17 protein-coding genes and 1 pseudogene are annotated in these 14,746 nt (G+C 62.9%); 7 read left to right on the top strand and 11 right to left on the bottom strand.

All coding sequences use genetic code 11. The features are described 5' to 3' along the window. The 7 genes and pseudogenes from Q1V43_RS16255 to Q1V43_RS16225 form a co-directional block, all read left to right on the top strand. Window positions 1-251: pseudogene (locus Q1V43_RS16255) on the top strand (hypothetical protein); the annotation flags it as partial. Between the two features lie 106 nt (window positions 252-357). Next, a complete protein-coding gene (locus Q1V43_RS16250; RefSeq protein WP_300520386.1) occupies window positions 358-1,272 on the top strand; it encodes a DMT family transporter in 915 nt (304 codons plus the stop codon). A 31-nt stretch (window positions 1,273-1,303) separates the two neighbouring features. Beyond that, the gene (locus Q1V43_RS16245; protein WP_300520383.1) at window positions 1,304-2,164 is read left to right on the top strand and encodes an ATPase; all 861 of its coding nucleotides are present in this window, start codon (window positions 1,304-1,306) and stop codon (window positions 2,162-2,164) included. Window positions 2,165-2,216: 52 nt separating this feature from the next. Beyond that, entirely contained in the window at window positions 2,217-3,155 is a 939-nt protein-coding gene (gene metA / locus Q1V43_RS16240) for a homoserine O-succinyltransferase (RefSeq protein WP_300520380.1), read from the top strand. Continuing rightward, on the top strand, window positions 3,152-4,111 hold the full coding sequence (locus Q1V43_RS16235; RefSeq protein WP_300520377.1) for an alpha/beta hydrolase: 960 nt from the start codon (window positions 3,152-3,154) through the stop codon (window positions 4,109-4,111). Before metA ends, Q1V43_RS16235 begins: the two co-directional genes overlap by 4 nt. Before the next feature lie 32 nt (window positions 4,112-4,143). After that, window positions 4,144-5,013, top strand: coding sequence for a polyphosphate kinase 2 (gene ppk2 / locus Q1V43_RS16230; RefSeq protein WP_300520374.1), 870 nt, complete (start codon window positions 4,144-4,146; stop codon window positions 5,011-5,013). Further along, window positions 5,006-5,626: a TetR/AcrR family transcriptional regulator gene (locus Q1V43_RS16225; protein WP_300520340.1), complete on the top strand. Its 621-nt coding sequence runs from the start codon at window positions 5,006-5,008 to the stop codon at window positions 5,624-5,626. The genes ppk2 and Q1V43_RS16225 overlap by 8 nt, the downstream gene beginning before the upstream one ends. Before the next feature lie 30 nt (window positions 5,627-5,656). Here the strand turns inward: Q1V43_RS16225 and Q1V43_RS16220 are convergent, their stop codons facing one another. The 11 genes from Q1V43_RS16220 to Q1V43_RS16170 form a co-directional block, all read right to left on the bottom strand. Continuing rightward, window positions 5,657-6,880 (bottom strand): cysteine desulfurase, encoded by a 1,224-nt coding sequence (locus Q1V43_RS16220; RefSeq protein WP_300520337.1) that lies wholly within the window; start codon window positions 6,878-6,880, stop codon window positions 5,657-5,659. After that, a complete protein-coding gene (locus Q1V43_RS16215) occupies window positions 6,877-7,482 on the bottom strand; it encodes a YIP1 family protein (RefSeq protein WP_300520334.1) in 606 nt (201 codons plus the stop codon). Before Q1V43_RS16215 ends, Q1V43_RS16220 begins: the two co-directional genes overlap by 4 nt. Beyond that, complete coding sequence (locus tag Q1V43_RS16210) at window positions 7,479-7,958, bottom strand: YIP1 family protein (protein ID WP_300520331.1); 480 nt, start codon at window positions 7,956-7,958, stop codon at window positions 7,479-7,481. Before Q1V43_RS16210 ends, Q1V43_RS16215 begins: the two co-directional genes overlap by 4 nt. Before the next feature lie 15 nt (window positions 7,959-7,973). After that, window positions 7,974-9,254, bottom strand: a complete 1,281-nt coding sequence (gene sufD, locus Q1V43_RS16205; RefSeq protein ID WP_300520329.1) for a Fe-S cluster assembly protein SufD — start codon at window positions 9,252-9,254, stop codon at window positions 7,974-7,976. Further along, window positions 9,254-10,009 (bottom strand): Fe-S cluster assembly ATPase SufC, encoded by a 756-nt coding sequence (gene sufC, locus Q1V43_RS16200; RefSeq protein ID WP_300520326.1) that lies wholly within the window; start codon window positions 10,007-10,009, stop codon window positions 9,254-9,256. Before sufC ends, sufD begins: the two co-directional genes overlap by 1 nt. Window positions 10,010-10,110: 101 nt before the next feature. After that, window positions 10,111-10,422: a heavy metal-binding domain-containing protein gene (locus Q1V43_RS16195; protein ID WP_300520324.1), complete on the bottom strand. Its 312-nt coding sequence runs from the start codon at window positions 10,420-10,422 to the stop codon at window positions 10,111-10,113. A 19-nt stretch (window positions 10,423-10,441) separates the two neighbouring features. Beyond that, window positions 10,442-11,245, bottom strand: coding sequence for a polysaccharide pyruvyl transferase family protein (locus tag Q1V43_RS16190; protein WP_300520321.1), 804 nt, complete (start codon window positions 11,243-11,245; stop codon window positions 10,442-10,444). Window positions 11,246-11,257: 12 nt separating this feature from the next. Continuing rightward, the gene (locus Q1V43_RS16185; RefSeq protein ID WP_300520318.1) at window positions 11,258-11,458 is read right to left on the bottom strand and encodes a hypothetical protein; all 201 of its coding nucleotides are present in this window, start codon (window positions 11,456-11,458) and stop codon (window positions 11,258-11,260) included. A 43-nt stretch (window positions 11,459-11,501) separates the two neighbouring features. Further along, a complete protein-coding gene (sufB, locus tag Q1V43_RS16180; protein WP_300520315.1) occupies window positions 11,502-13,025 on the bottom strand; it encodes a Fe-S cluster assembly protein SufB in 1,524 nt (507 codons plus the stop codon). Between the two features lie 24 nt (window positions 13,026-13,049). Further along, complete coding sequence (locus Q1V43_RS16175) at window positions 13,050-14,093, bottom strand: cysteine desulfurase family protein (RefSeq protein ID WP_300520313.1); 1,044 nt, start codon at window positions 14,091-14,093, stop codon at window positions 13,050-13,052. 69 nt (window positions 14,094-14,162) lie between these two features. Then, entirely contained in the window at window positions 14,163-14,624 is a 462-nt protein-coding gene (locus tag Q1V43_RS16170; RefSeq protein WP_300520310.1) for an Rrf2 family transcriptional regulator, read from the bottom strand. Window positions 14,625-14,746 lie beyond the last annotated feature (122 nt).

The following is a 14,746-nucleotide window of genomic DNA, read 5'->3' as shown; positions in this document are numbered from 1 at the left end:
AGGTCTCGGCCTCGGTGTCGATCGGCTATGAAGATGGCGACGCAACCGGCATCACTTTCCTGTCCCCGACCGGCACCTCGAAAAATGTCGGGCTGGGCGTGTCGTTCCAAGCCACCGAAAACGTGAAGATTTCGGGCGGTGTGCGTTATGTCGATTTCAGCGACAAGACCATTCTGGCTGACCCCGGGACGGCCTTGTTCAGCGGCGGTGATGCGATTGCCGCGGGCGTCAAGATCGGCGTCAGCTTCTGACCCGCGACCACGAACCGACCTTCAAAGCCCCGCCCGAACCGGCGGGGCTTTTTTCTTGCGCAAGTTCCGGGTCGCCCGGGGTCAGACGCTGCGCTAGACCTGCCCCATGACACAGCAAGACATGAGCGCCCGCGCCTGGGCCGAGCTTTTCCTTCTGGGCCTCATCTGGGGCGGCGTTTTCCTGGCCACACGAGTGGCGCTGGACGAAATATCTGTGCTGCACGCGGTGGCCCATCGGGTCGGCTGGGCGGCGGTCATCCTCTGGGTCTATGTGCTGGTTCGTCGCCTGCCCCTGCCCACTGACGCGCGGACCTGGGCCGCTTTCGCCGTCATGGGCGCGCTCAACAATCTCGTGCCCTTTTCGCTTCTGAACTGGAGCCAGCTTTACATCGAAAGCGGTTTGACCTCGATCTTCAACGCAACGACCGCCGTATTCGGGGTGCTGACCGCCGCGATCTTCTTTTCCGACGAACGCCTGACCGCCCGCAAGGCATTGGGGGTCGGACTGGGCTTTTCCGGAGTCACCATCACCATCGGGATCGGCAGCCTGACGAGCTTTGACCCTCGGTCGCTGGCGCAGCTTGCTGCCATTGCCGCCACGCTGTCCTATGCGCTGGCCGGGGTCTGGGCCCGCAAGCGCCTGGCCCATCTGCCCCCGCAGGTGGCCGCCATGGGCATGCTGACGGCCTCTGCCGCACTGATCCTGCCCGCCGCCTGGATCATCGAGGGGCCGATCCCCGTGCTGCTGAGCGCGGCCACCTGGGCCGGGATCGGCTACATGTCCGTGATCGCCACCGCTGGCGCCTACCTGCTCTACTACCGGATCCTGGCCATGGCGGGTTCGGGCAACCTGATGCTGGTCACGCTGCTCATTCCCCCGGTCGCCATCGCGCTTGGCACCTGGCTGCGCGGCGAAAGCCTGTCGCCCAATGCCTACCTGGGCCTCGGGCTACTTGCGCTTGGGCTGATCGTGCTGGACGGCCGCATTTTCAAACGCTTGGGGCCCCGCACCACCGCTTGACCCCTCGCAGCCGCGCCCTTACCAAAGGCGCATGAAGTACCAAAGCGCAGATGAGTGGCTGAACGCCCCCCGCAAGAAGATCCTGTTCTTCGGCATGTCCGGACTGGGCAAGACTTACCTGTCAAACCTGCTGCGCGCGCAGGGGGACTGGTTCCACTACTCGATCGATTACCGCATCGGCACGCGCTACATGGGCGAACACATCGTCGACAACTTCAAGGCCGAGGCCATGAAGGTGCCGTTTCTGCGCGAACTGCTGATGTCGGACAGCATCTACATCGGCTCCAACATGTCCTTCGAGAACCTGACCCCGGTCTCGACCTATCTGGGCAAACCCGGAGACCCCTCCAGGGGCGGGCTGCCGATCAAGGAATACCACCGCCGTCAGGAGCAGTTCAAACAGGCCGAAATCCACGCGCTGGAAGACACGGCCCATTTCGCCGAACGGGCCGAACGCATCTATGGCTACCCGCATTTCATCTGCGACTCGGGCGGCTCGATCTGCGAATGGATCGACCCCGAGGCGGGGCTTGACGATCCGTTGTTGAAGGCGCTGTCCGAAGAATGTCTGCTGATCTGGCTGAAAGGCGACGAGGCCCATACCCAGGAACTGATCCGCCGTTTTGACCGTGCCCCCAAGCCGATGGCCTACCAGCCCGAATTCCTGGACAGTGCCTGGGCGGAATATTTGCACGAAAACAACATGCAGTCAGACGAAGTTGATCCTGATACCTTCATCCGCTGGACCTATGCGCGCGCGCTGGCCCATCGCCAACCGCTGTATGAAAGCATGGCCCGCTTCGGCATAACGCTTTGTGCGCATGAGCTGGCCACGGTCAAGACGCCCGCGGATTTCGACCAACTGGTCGCGCGCACTCTGGACATGACCTGACCGCGCGCCCACCTAACCCCTTTCAACGACAGCCACCCTCAGAGGACGAGACATGCCCATCAAAATTCCCGCCAATCTCCCGGCCATCGACGTGCTGACGGAAGAGGGCGTGATGGTCATGTCTGAAGATCAGGCCGCCAAGCAGGACATTCGCGCCATGCGCATTGCCCTGTTGAACCTGATGCCCAAGAAGATCGAGACCGAGACGCAATTTGCCCGTCTGATCGGCGCACATCCGTTGCAGATCGAACTGACCCTGCTGCGCCCGTCCGAACATATCTCGAAGACCACCAGCCAGGCCCATATCGGTACCTTCTATCAGCCCTGGGAAGAGGTCCGCGACCAGAAGTTCGACGGGCTGATCATTACCGGCGCGCCGATCGAGCATCTGGAGTTCGAGGACGTGACCTATTGGGACGAGATCACCCAGATATTCGACTGGACCCAGACCAACGTGCATTCCACCTTCGGCGTCTGCTGGGGCGGCATGGCGATGATCAACCATTTCCACGGGGTCAGGAAACACATCCTGCCCGCCAAGGCCTTCGGCTGTTTTCCGCAAAAGAACCTGGCCCCGGCCTCGCCCTATCTGCGTGGATTTTCAGACACTTGCGTTCTGCCCGTTAGCCGCTGGACCGAGATGCGCCAGGACGAGATCGACGCGGCGGACGGTCTGCGCACCCTTCTGGGCTCGGATGAGGTCGGTCCCTGCCTGGTTGAAGATCCGGCGCACCGCGCGCTCTATATCTTCAACCATTTCGAATATGACACGGGCACGCTGAAGGGCGAGTATGACCGCGACGTGGCCAAGGGCGCGCCGATCAACGTGCCGATGAACTACTACCCTGACAATGATCCGACCCGCCCGCCCGAGAACCGCTGGCGCAGCCACGCGCATCTGCTCTATGGCAACTGGATTTCGGAAATGTACCTGACCACGCCTTTCAATATCGACGAGATCGGGCAAAGCGTGAAGGACCGCCGCGGGTGACGTTTTGGGGGGCGGTGGCCTCAGCCCTGGCGCTGGCCGCCGGGACCACCCATGTGCTGGCCTCGCGACGCGAGGCACGCGCCAATCGCAGCCACCCGCCGACCGGGCAGTTCGTGGTGGTGAACGGGCTGCGCCTGCATGCCGAGGTCACGGGGGAAGGCGATCAGACGGTTGTGCTGATCCACGGCTCTTCGGGCAATCTGCGTGATTTCACCCATGGCCTGACCCCCGTTCTGGCCGAACGCTACCGCGTTATCGCCGTGGACCGGCCCGGCCTTGGCTGGTCCGATGCGGCGCCGGAAGGCGAGCTGCTCGAAACGCAAGCCCGGCTTATCCAGGCCGTCGCTGAACATTTCGGGGCGCGAAAGCCCATCGTTCTTGGGCAGAGCTACGGCGGTGCGGTTGCGCTCTGCTGGGCGACACTGATGCCCGATCGCCTGTCTGCGGTTGTGCCGGTGTCGGCCGTCACCCATCCCTGGGAAACCGGATTGGGCGCCTATTACACGCTGCTGTCGTCAGCCCCGGGACAATGGGCGGTCATTCCGATGATCACCGCCTTTGTCCCCAAAGCGCGGGTGCAGGCCGAGATCGACAAGATCTTTGAGCCGCAACCGGCGCCTGAAGGCTATGCCGACCATTTCGGCACCGATTTCACCATTCGACGCGCGCCCCTGCGCATGAATGCGCGGCAGCGCCGTCAACTGTTGTGGCAGATCGAGGCTCTGGCGGAACGCTACGACGAGATCACCGTGCCGATCGAACTGGTGCATGGCGACGCGGACCCGATCGTTTCGCCCCGGATCCATTCGGAACGGCTGGCCGCGCAGCACCCGGAGGCGCGGCTGACCACCCTGCCCGGCATCGGCCACATGCCGCACCATGTCTCGATCCCGGAAGTCGTCGCCGCCATCGACCGCGCCGCACTGCGCGCCGGATTGCATGGGGGCAAAAAATGACCATATTGATAAGGGCATAGCGGAGACTGACCATGACCCTACCCTTTGACGGCGCCATTTCGAAGTTCTTTGCGGACTCGGCGCCGCAAGACGTGCGCCAGGGTATCGCATCTGTCGGCAAGAAGGATGTGATTGACCCCGCCTTCCCCTATCGGACCCGCATGGACCGTGACGACTACGAAGCGACCATGGAGGCGCTTCAGCTCGAACTGGTCAAGCTGCAGGCGGATGTAAAGGCAACGGGCAAGCGCGTCGTTGTCGTGTTCGAGGGGCGTGATGCTGCCGGCAAGGGCGGCACGATCAAGCGCTTTCGCGAGAACCTGAACCCGCGTGTCGCCAAGATCGTGGCCCTGTCGAAACCGACCGAACGCGAACAGGGCGAATGGTATTTCCAACGCTACATCCAGCACCTGCCGACCACGGGGGAAATCACCCTGTTCGACCGAAGCTGGTACAATCGCGGCGTGGTCGAAAAGGTTTTCGGCTTCTGCGAAGCCCCCCAGCGCGAGGCATTCTTTCGCCAGTTGCCGGAATTCGAGGACATGCTGGTCGATGAAGGCATTCACTTCGTCAAGCTCTGGCTGAACGTTGGCCGTGCCGAGCAGTTGCGCCGCTTTCTGGCACGTGAAAAAGACCCGCTAAAGCAATGGAAACTCAGCTGGATTGATGTTGAAGGACTGAACCGCTGGGACGCCTACACCGACGCGATAAGTGAAACATTCGAACGAACGCATCGCGCGCGCACCCCCTGGACCGTTGTGCGCTCGGATGACAAGCGCCGGGCCCGCATCGCTGCGCTGCGCGCGGTTCTGTCGGGGATCGACTATGCCGGGCGCGACGACAATGTGGTGGCCAGCCCGGATGCGGAGATCTGCGGGGGGCCGGATATCTGGAATGGTTAAGAAACGCGGATATCATCACGGCAACCTGCGCCAGGCACTGGTCGATGCCGCTCTTGCCCTGATCGAGGCCAAGGGTCCGACAGGCTTCACCCTGTCGGAGGCTGCCAAGCAGGCGGGCGTGACCCCGGCGGCGGTCTACCGCCACTTTGCCGGGCGCGAGGATCTGATTGCGGAGGCCGCCCGACAAGGCTTTGAAATCTTTGCGGATCTCATGGAATACGCCCATGCCAAGGGGCAGCCCTCGGCACTGGCCAGTTTCGAAAGCGTGGGGCGTGCCTATCTGGCATTTGCCCGCCGCTATCCGGGCCATTACATCTCGATGTTCGAAAGCGGCATTTCCCTGAACCGCTCGCCGGACCTGGCGCAGGTCTCGGGCCGGGCGATGGCGGTGCTGGAACGCGCTGCTGCCGAACTTTCCGAGCATATCCCGCCGGAGAAACGCCCGCCGTCCCGCATGGTGGCCGAACACATCTGGGCGATGAGCCACGGGGTGGTGGAGCTTTTCGCCCGTGGTGCGCCCGGCACCAAGAGCCCCTTCCCGCCCGAAGAACTGCTGGAAAGCGGCATCGGCGTCTATCTGCGCGGGCTGGGATTGATCAAACCCGACCACTGAGCGCTTCGGGACCGCGTGAGCGACCTACGATTACGCAAGCAAGCGGTGGCAGAGCTCAAGCCCTTCGACCAGCCTGTCCACTTCCGCCCTGGTGTTGTAGAGCCCGAAGGATGCCCGCGCCGTGGCCGCCATGCCCAGATGCTCCATCAGTGGCTGGGCGCAGTGATGGCCGGCGCGGATCGCGATACCTTTCTTGTCGAGGATCGTGGACAGGTCATGCGCATGGGCAGCGCCTTCCATGGTGAGCGAGAAAATCGCTGCCTTTCCAGGGGCATGCCCCTGGACGTTCACCCAATTCAGCCCGGCAAACCGCTCCGAGGCATAGGCCGCTAGCCCGGCTTCATGCGCCGCGATATTCTCCATGCCCAGGCCCATCAGGTACTCCAGCGCGACTCCCAGCCCGATGGTCTGCACGATGCCCGGCGTGCCTGCCTCGAATTTCAGCGGTGCGTCATTGTAAGTGACCACGTCTTTCGAGACTTCGCGGATCATGTCACCGCCACCGATGAAGGGCTGCATCTCGGCGGCGCGCTCCGCCCGCACAAAGATCGCGCCCGAACCGGAGGGGCCATAGAGCTTGTGGCCCGTGATGACATAGAAATCACAGCCGATGTCCTGCACATCGACCGGCATGTGCACCGCCCCCTGCGACCCGTCAACCAGCGTCGCCACGCCTTTCTCACGGGCACCTGCGCAGATGGATTTCACATCAACAACGGTGCCCAAGACATTGGAACATTGCGTAATTGCGACCAGCTTGGTCTTGGGTCCGATTGCGTCCAGAACCTTTTGCGGGTCCAGCGATCCATCCGGTTCCGGATCGACCCATTTCAGCACCACACCCTGGCGTTCGCGCAGAAAATGCCACGGCACGATATTGGCGTGGTGTTCCATCGTGGACAGCACGATTTCGTCGCCCGCCTTTAAGCGCGGCGCGGCCCAGGCATAGGAGACCATATTGATCCCCTGGGTGGTGCCGGAGTTAAGGATGATTTCACCTTCGGAGCCCGCATTCAGGAAACGCGCAATGATGCCGCGCACGGCCTCGTATTTTTCGGTCGACAGGTTAGAAAGGAAGTGCAATCCCCTGTGAACATTGGAATATTCTTCGGCGTAGCCCCGCGTCACCGCGTCGATCACCACCTGCGGTTTCTGTGCCGACGCACCATTGTCGAGGTAACACAGTGGCTGCCCGTTCACCTTGCGCGACAGAATCGGGAAATCGGCGCGGATCGCGTCCACATCGTAGCTCATTGTGGGGGTCCAATCAGTACAGGGTCGGGGCCGATGCCCAGAAGGGCCATCACGAAGGCCAACAGGAATATGAGCGCAACAAAGCTCACGACGATCCCCACCGCCACCAAGCCGGGGGATTTGAAACCGTGCAATTCGGTCACGAACATGGTCAGGATCCAGAACAGCGCGAGATAGCCCACCGGGATCAGAAGAAGCGCAATGCCGGGTGCAAACAGGCCAAGCGCAACCACCGCGACGCTCAGAAACAGGTTCAGCGCCGACAGCCAGACGATGGTCAGCAGCGCCTGATCGTAGGTGCCCTGCCCGCCCAGGGCCCGGCCGATCCGGGCGATGAGCCAGATGGTCAGCAGCGAAAATACCGCGCCGGACAGGCCCATCGTCAATGGACTCAGGTTCAGCATCGGCTCCATCCCCTCGGGGTGCGGGAACAGCGCCTGGCCAATGACGCGTAGCATCGAGGTCAGCACAAGCAAGAGCGCCAGCATGTACCACAGCGCCTGGCGCGAGAATCCCTCGGCAAACAGGTCACGGGCCACCTTGCGCGGCTCCGGCAGGCTTTGCAGTGCAAGCCCCAGCAGATATCCGGCCTCCCACCTCATGGGTATTCCGCCTCTCGCCAGTTGATCGACCAGAAGGCCAGAAACCCCGCAAGCGCAATGATGCCTGTCACCTGCAATGCCGGACCGGGGCCAATGAAACCGGCAACCAACCCGTTCAGCAGCCACAGGGGGGCTGCGCAAAGCAACGCCCAGAACAGCGCGAACCGCGCGCGGTAGGCGTTGCCCCGTCCGCCGAACAGCCGCGCCACCATGTGGCTCAGCGAGCCGATGGCATAGAGGATGAGCGGCATGATGAAAACCCAGGCCAGAAGCGTGGCCCCGATCAGCATCTGCACATCCTCGCCCTGCTGAAAGGCTTCGCGCGAGAGGCGCGGCCATTGCGCGACGAAAACGATGACACAGGCGCCCATCAAGACCGCTATGGCGCGGTCCTCGCGGATCTCGCCGCCGACACGGCGACGAAACATGGCGCGTGGGCGCCGGTAGCTGCCCAGGATATCCATTACGATCGACATGAGACCCCTTTTGGATCAGCTTCGGTGGCGCTGCAACCAGGCATCGAGTCGCGCCGTGATATCGTCCGCGATTTCCTCGTTTTCGATCTCCTCGATGGCGTCGGCCAGGAAGGCCAGCACCAGAAGATCGGTCGCCAGGATCTCGGGCACCCCGCGTGAACGCAGGTAGAACAGCGCCTCTTCGTCGATCGCGCCTGATGTGGACCCGTGCGAGCAGGCCACGTCATCGGCGTAGATCTCCAGCTCGGGCTTGGCAAAGAACTGCGCGTCGTCATCGAGCAGCAGCGATTGCGATTTCTGGTAGCCGTCGGTTTTCTGGGCCCCCGCCTTGACCAGGATCTTGCCCTGGAAAACGCCGGTGGCACCGTTGCGCAGCACCTTCTTGAACACCTGTCGGCTTTCGCAATTCACCGCGTCATGAGTGACAAAGACCGTATCGTCATGGTGGAAGTCGCCATCCCCCATCGCAGCCCCCGCCACATGGGCCACCGCGTCGTCGCCGGTGAATTCGATCACGCATTCGTTGCGCGTGAGGCGGCCGTTCACGGTCATGGTGAAGCTTTTGAAGGTGCTTTCCTTGCCCAGACGCGCAAAGACATGGGTGACGGCACGGCGTTCATGGTCGCGGCCCTGGGCGCGCACGTGGTGGAAGGCCGCTCCGTCGCCCACGTCCACTTCCATGACCTTGTTGAAACGGGCCGCAGAGGGGCCGTTTTCCAGCAGGGTCAGGTCCGCACCCGGCTCAAGACGGATCACGTGATGCAGCATGGCGTCCGAGGTCTCGTCCTCGTGGCGATAGATCAGCGAGACAGGCTTTGCCGCCTGGCCAGTCACCCTGATCAGCACCCCATCGGGGGCATAGGCCGTGTTCAGCGTGGCCAGTTGGCGCAGTACCGGATCCTGGCCGCGGGTTTCCAACACGCCGTAGACGTCCTTGGCCCAGTGGATGTCGGCCTGACCGGCCTGTTCCAGACGCTCGATCTCGACCCCCGCCAATTCCAGCGGGTCCGAGGCGGCGGCGTCGAACACGCCGTCGACGAAAACGATCTTCAGCCGGTCAATGGTGTCGTACAGCGGCACTTCGCCTGCGTGGTCGAACACGGCGGCCGGGGCGGCCGCGTCGGCGACCAGCGTGTCGGGACGGGTGTATTTCCAGTACTCGTCACGCCGGACCGGCATGCCGACCGCGGCAAGACGGGCGCGCGCATCCTCGCGTGCGGATTTGGCCCAGGCGCCCGAGGCGGGCAGCCTGCGGGTTCCGTTTTCCTTGGTGTTTGCAGTATCTGGCAGTCCCATCAGGCAAGCTCCGCCAAGATGTCGGCATAGCCGTTGTGTTCCACTTCCAGCGCCAGCTCGGGCCCACCCGTTTTGACGATGCGCCCGGCGGCCATGATATGCACGACGTCCGGTTTGATGTGATCCAGAAGGCGCTGGTAGTGGGTGATGACCAGGAAGCTGCGGCCTTCGTCGCGCAGGGCATTCACCCCTTCGGACACCAGTTTCATCGCATCCACGTCGAGGCCCGAGTCGGTCTCGTCCAGGATGCACATCTTGGGTTCCAGCATGGCCATCTGCAGGATCTCGTTTCGTTTCTTCTCGCCGCCCGAGAAGCCAACGTTCACCGGGCGTTTCAGCATGTCTGCGTCGATCTTCAGATCCTTGGCTTTGGCGCGGATGAACTTCAGGAACTCGGCGGCGGACATCTCGTCCTCACCGCGCGCCTTGCGCTGCGCGTTCACGGCGGTGCGAAGAAAGGTCATATTGCCTACGCCGGGGATCTCGACCGGGTACTGGAAGGCCAGGAACAGGCCGGCGGCGGCGCGTTCTTCCGGTTCCAATTCCAACAGGTCCGCGCCGTCCAGGCTGGCCCCGCCACCCGTGACCTCGTAGCCATCGCGGCCCGACAGCACGTAGGAAAGCGTCGATTTGCCCGATCCGTTCGGCCCCATGATCGCATGCACGGCCCCTGCGGGGACTTCGAGGTCCACACCCTTGAGGATCTGTTTGTCCTCTTCCTCAAGTTTGACCTGCAGGTTGTTGATTTTCAGCATTCTACTTCCTCTCATCACCCAGAGACGGGTGGTTTGTTTCAAAAGCCCTGAAGGGCGAATTCTGTGCCTGTCCGGGGCGCAGAACGGCCCGCGCTCCTGGCTTACCTGACCGTGACGGCCGTGCCCGAGGCCGAGACCATCAGCATGTTGTTGATCACCTCGTAGTCCAGGTCGACGCCCACGACCGCATTTGCGCCCTTCTCGGCCGCGCGTTCTTCCAGCTCGCGCAGGGCCACGTCGCGGGCCTTGCCCAGTTCCTGTTCATAGGCCCCGGATCGGCCACCGACGATATCGGTGATCGCGGCAAAGACGTCGCGGAACACGTTTGCGCCCAGAATGGCCTCGCCCACGACGATGCCGTGATATTCGGCGATCAACTGGCCCTCGACGGATGGGGTTGTGGTGATGATCATCGGTCGGTCCTCCTGGGTCTCACTGCGCGGGCTCGGTGCTGCGAAGCGCGGCGGGGAAATGGGTCATCAGGTCGGTCTTGGCCCTGTCGATCCCGTCGGTATAGGCAAGCGGCCCGTCGGGCAGCGTCGGCAGAGCCTTGCGGATCTGATCGTGGCGCATCGGCAGCGGCATGGGCCGCGCGATCGAGGCAGCGTAGTCGTAGTATTTCAGCCGCCCGTGGCTCAGCGGGTCGAGCCAGGTGTTGGGCACGCCGTATGCGTCCGCCACGATCAGCCCGTGCAGGCTGGACGAAATCACGTGGCGGCAGGCACCGATGGCGCGGCAGACCACTTCGGGCCCCTTGCGCACGTCGATATATTCGATCGCCGGTTCGTCCTTGATCATCGCGGCGATCTCGGGGTGGTCAAGCTGCGAATGATGCAGGAGCAATCCTGTGCGGTCATGGCGTTCGACCGGCCCCAGTGCATCCGCAGTCAAGAGGCCCGGATCGCCGTAAAGCTCCGTGTCCAGCCCCAGGAGCGACGCAGTGATTGGCCCGCGGACCATGGCCACGTCCACATGCTCCAGAAAGGCCGCGCGGATCGGCGCCATAATGCCCGAACCCCAGATCGTCGGCCGGTGTTTGGGCCGTTCCCCTTCAGGTTTGCCATAGACCCGGCGCGCGATCTGCAGGATCGACCCCAGCGCGAACATCTCGGCCTCGCGCGGGCCCGCATGCACCACAGGGCGCCCGGCGGCATGCCGGGTCACGATCTGCGACAGTGCGTCGCCGAAGTTGGGCTTGGCGGCCCACCAGAACAGCTTGAGGGGGGTGTCACTCATCCGCGTGGCCTTTTACCGAACGCGATCCATCAGGCGCAAAATGACCCGTCCGGCCAGCCAGCCAAGGATCATGCCTGCGGGCAGCCAGATCATCGGGTTGTAGAATTTCATCGGATTGAGATTGACCCAGATCACGGCCAAGCCGCCCCCGATCGCCGGCATGACGAAGGGGATCGCGCTTTCGACCTTGTCGAGGAAGTTTCTTTGAGCCATGAGCTTTCCTTTTCGTGGACCCGGTTTCGTTCGGAGAAATCCGTTACCCTACGGACCCTTCCAGCGAGATCGCCACAAGCTGCTGCGCTTCCATGGCAAACTCCATCGGCAAGGCCTGCAGCACTTCCTTGGCGAACCCGTTGACGATCAGCGCCACCGCCTCTTCCTCGTCCATGCCGCGCTGGCGGCAATAGAACATCTGGTCCTCATCCACCTTCGAGGTCGTCGCCTCATGCTCCACCCGGGATGAGTTGTTCTTGACCTCGATGTAGGGCACCGTGTGCGCCCCGCAGGTGTCACCGATCAGAAGGCTGTCGCACTGCGTGTAGTTGCGCGAGTTCTTCGCCTTCGGATGCATCGACACGAGGCCGCGATAGACGTTCTGTGACTTGCCCGCCGAAATCCCCTTGGACACGATGCGCGATTTCGAATTCGCGCCCAGGTGCACCATCTTGGTGCCGGTATCGGCCTGCTGATAGTTGTTGGTGATGGCGATCGAATAGAACTCGCCCTGGCTTTCGGCGCCGCGCAGGATGCAGGACGGGTATTTCCAGGTCACGGCCGAGCCGGTCTCGACCTGGGTCCACATGACCTTGGACCGGTCGCCACGGCAGTCGGCGCGTTTCGTCACGAAATTGTAAATCCCGCCCTTGCCGTTCTCATCGCCCGGATACCAGTTCTGCACGGTGGAGTATTTTACCTCGGCGTCTTCCTCGACAATGATCTCGACCACGGCGGCGTGCAGCTGCGCGGTGTCGCGCTGCGGTGCGGTGCAGCCTTCGAGGTAGCTGACATAGCTGCCCTTGTCGGCGATGATCAGAGTGCGTTCGAACTGGCCGGTGTTCTCCGCATTGATGCGGAAATAGGTCGACAGTTCCATCGGGCAGCGCACCCCGGGGGGGATGTAGACAAACGAGCCGTCCGAAAAGACCGCCGAGTTCAGCGTGGCATAGTAGTTGTCGCTGACTGGCACGACGCTCCCGAGGTATTTCTTGACCAGCTCGGGATGTTCGCGGATCGCTTCCGAGATCGAGCAGAAGATCACGCCCGCCTTCTGCAGTTCGGCCTGAAAAGTGGTGCCCACCGATACCGAATCGAACACCGCGTCCACTGCGACCTTGCGCCCTTCGGCAGGGGCATCCTCGGCGCCCTCGACACCGGCCAGGATCATCTGTTCCTTCAGCGGGATGCCCAGTTTCTGGTAGGTCTCCAGCAGCTTGGGGTCCACGTCATCGAGCGACTTGGGCTTTTCTTCCATGCTCTTGGGACGGGCATAGTAATACTGGTCCTGAAAGTCGATTTCCGGGTAGCTCACCATCGCCCAGGTGGGCTCCTGCTTCTGTTCCCAGCGCTCCAGAGCGTCCAGACGCCATTGCGTCATCCACTCCGGTTCATTGTTCTTGCCCGAGATCAGGCGCACGATGTCGGCGTTCACCCCCTTGGGGGCGTATTCCATCTCGATCTCGGTTTCCCAACCGTATTTGTATTTGCCTGCCAGGGACTTGACGGCTTCGACGGTCTCTTCCTCGACGCCTTCCTTGACAGTCACCTCATCCAAACCGGCCATGTTCTTCCTTTCACCGCGCGAGCCCTACCGGCCCCGTGCGCGGAACTTGTCATGTTCGCGGAGCCACGCCTCGCAAAAGCGCGTCACCTCGTCTTCCGTTGTCGTCGGGCCCAACGTGACGCGCACGGCCGACGCCGCCTGCACCTCGTCGAACCCCATGGCCCGCAGCACCCGCGAGGGTTTCACCTTGCCGCTGGAACAGGCCGACCCCGCCGAGATGGCAAAGCCGGCCAGATCCATCACCATCACCTGTGTCTCACCCTTCCAGCCCGGAGTGATGAAACAGGAGGTGTTGGGAAGCCTGTTCGCGTCTTTCCCGACAAAAATAGTCTCTTTGCAGGATTCGGCAATGGTCTTTTCTAGAATCTTTCTAAGTTCTGCGATTTGTTCGCATTCGCGATTGTCCACCGCCCGCGCCGCCGCCTCGGCCGCCGCGCCGAAACCAGCGATGCCGATCACGTTCTCGGTGCCGGAACGCCGCCCCATCTCCTGTCCGCCACCCTTGATGCGCGCCTCGACATCGGTGCCGCGTTTCATCACAAGAGCACCCACCCCCTTCGGTCCACCGAGCTTGTGCGCCGAAATGATCGCCATCGTGGCGCCGGACCAGTTGAAGGCGAAGGGCACCTTGCCAAAGGACTGGGTCGCATCGACCAGGAACAGCCCCTCGGGCAGGGCCTGAAGGACACCGGTTTCGCTGTTGGCAGATTGCAGCGTGGCGCGGGCGGGATCGTCAATCGCCACGGCCCCGTCCGCATTCACATCCAACGCCGACTCGCACCAGGCCAGCACCGCGTCATGTTCGAGATCCGAACAGGCAATGCCCCGCCCGGCCAGCGCCAGAGCGGCGGCCTCCGTGGCCGAGGAGGTAAAGACCACATCCGCCCCCTCTGCCCCGAACGCCGCAGCGACCTGCTTGCGGGCCTTCTGGACCAGCCCCAGCGCCGCGCGCCCCTCGGCATGCACCGACGACGGGTTGCCGACCACATCCATGGCCGTGACCATCGCCTCGCGCGCCTCGGGGCGCAGCGGCGTGGTGGCATTCCAATCCAGATAAACGCGGCTCACGCGGCCCATCCTCTTTATCTTGCTACAAATATCCCGGGGGTGTGGGGGCTGGCCCCCACCTGCATAGGATCAGTCATCATCCACCACGTGGAACAGGGTCGGCACCGCAGGGCACGGGGTCAGCTCGTTCCTGACCACATCCGACAGGCGGGTCTGGTGCAGAAAGACGTAGACATGTGCGCTCAGCCCCTCCCACAGCCGGTTGGTCATGCTCTGCGCGCGCGAACCCGAGCTCGCGCCCGAGGCCCCTGCCCCCTTGTGCATCGCGCTGACGGTCTCGTCCACCGCGCCCAGGATCTCGGCCACGCGAATGTCCGAGGGCGGCTTGGCCAGGCGGTACCCCCCGCCCGGGCCGCGCACCGATTCCACCAGCCCGGCGCGGCGCAGTTTCACGAAAAGCTGTTCCAGATAGGGCAGCGAAATGTCCTGACGTTTGCTCAGCTCGGTAAGCGACAGAAGCTCTCCTTCCGGCTGCATGGCCAGATCGGCCAGCGCCACCATGGCATAACGTCCCTTGGTCGACAGCTTCATGGCGGATTCTCCTGCATAGACGTTGACGAACGGCCCGTCGGCATTTACCTCAGAGGGGATGCGCAAGCCCCGGTTCAGAAACCCGGAATTCGCGACCCCTATTATGGTGCCCAAGTGTTTTC

It is taken from the genome of Aliiroseovarius sp. (assembly GCF_030148435.1).
In the GTDB taxonomy this organism is placed as follows: domain Bacteria; phylum Pseudomonadota; class Alphaproteobacteria; order Rhodobacterales; family Rhodobacteraceae; genus JASBTN01.
Note: the sequence above shows the minus strand (reverse complement) of the source record. Positions and strands in the feature narration are given on the sequence as shown.

What these genes read in the sequence shown, in the direction of transcription:
- Q1V43_RS16250 (WP_300520386.1), top strand. Translation starts at nt 358, where the DNA reads ATGACACAGCAAGACATGAGCGCCCGCGCCTGGGCCGAGCTTTTCCTT.
- Q1V43_RS16245 (WP_300520383.1), top strand. Translation starts at nt 1,304, where the DNA reads ATGAAGTACCAAAGCGCAGATGAGTGGCTGAACGCCCCCCGCAAGAAG.
- metA (WP_300520380.1), top strand. Translation starts at nt 2,217, where the DNA reads ATGCCCATCAAAATTCCCGCCAATCTCCCGGCCATCGACGTGCTGACG.
- ppk2 (WP_300520374.1), top strand. Translation starts at nt 4,144, where the DNA reads ATGACCCTACCCTTTGACGGCGCCATTTCGAAGTTCTTTGCGGACTCG.
- Q1V43_RS16225 (WP_300520340.1), top strand. Translation starts at nt 5,006, where the DNA reads ATGGTTAAGAAACGCGGATATCATCACGGCAACCTGCGCCAGGCACTG.
- Q1V43_RS16220 (WP_300520337.1), bottom strand. Translation starts at nt 6,880, where the DNA reads ATGAGCTACGATGTGGACGCGATCCGCGCCGATTTCCCGATTCTGTCG.
- Q1V43_RS16215 (WP_300520334.1), bottom strand. Translation starts at nt 7,482, where the DNA reads ATGAGGTGGGAGGCCGGATATCTGCTGGGGCTTGCACTGCAAAGCCTG.
- Q1V43_RS16210 (WP_300520331.1), bottom strand. Translation starts at nt 7,958, where the DNA reads ATGTCGATCGTAATGGATATCCTGGGCAGCTACCGGCGCCCACGCGCC.
- sufD (WP_300520329.1), bottom strand. Translation starts at nt 9,254, where the DNA reads ATGGGACTGCCAGATACTGCAAACACCAAGGAAAACGGAACCCGCAGG.
- sufC (WP_300520326.1), bottom strand. Translation starts at nt 10,009, where the DNA reads ATGCTGAAAATCAACAACCTGCAGGTCAAACTTGAGGAAGAGGACAAA.
- Q1V43_RS16195 (WP_300520324.1), bottom strand. Translation starts at nt 10,422, where the DNA reads ATGATCATCACCACAACCCCATCCGTCGAGGGCCAGTTGATCGCCGAA.
- Q1V43_RS16190 (WP_300520321.1), bottom strand. Translation starts at nt 11,245, where the DNA reads ATGAGTGACACCCCCCTCAAGCTGTTCTGGTGGGCCGCCAAGCCCAAC.
- Q1V43_RS16185 (WP_300520318.1), bottom strand. Translation starts at nt 11,458, where the DNA reads ATGGCTCAAAGAAACTTCCTCGACAAGGTCGAAAGCGCGATCCCCTTC.
- sufB (WP_300520315.1), bottom strand. Translation starts at nt 13,025, where the DNA reads ATGGCCGGTTTGGATGAGGTGACTGTCAAGGAAGGCGTCGAGGAAGAG.
- Q1V43_RS16170 (WP_300520310.1), bottom strand. Translation starts at nt 14,624, where the DNA reads ATGAAGCTGTCGACCAAGGGACGTTATGCCATGGTGGCGCTGGCCGAT.